At 35.2% G+C, this 230-nt stretch carries 1 protein-coding gene; it reads right to left on the minus strand.

Annotation, left to right across the window (positions count from 1 at the left end; all coding sequences use genetic code 11):
• A partial coding sequence (locus COJ96_RS25405) for a proline dehydrogenase family protein (RefSeq protein WP_180230260.1) occupies positions 1-230 on the minus strand: 230 nt, incomplete at both ends.

Raw genomic sequence — 230 nt, forward strand, 5'->3', positions numbered from 1 at the left:
CCATAAAGCATTTGGAACTCAAATTTGTCATTCGGAATATCGTGCTTCTTTACAAATTCCTTCACATGCTGGATGATTCGATGATCATGTGTTGCAATCGAAGTGAATTTCCCATGTAACAAATGCCATTCGACAATCTTAATAAAGTTGGCATCAATATCTTTCTTATCTTGATAGGCGATTTCTGCTGATTCTTTATAAGCACCTTTTACAAGACGAATACGGAAATT

It is taken from the genome of Bacillus sp. AFS073361, from assembly GCF_002567005.1.
Classification (GTDB): Bacteria; Bacillota; Bacilli; order Bacillales; family Cytobacillaceae; genus Neobacillus.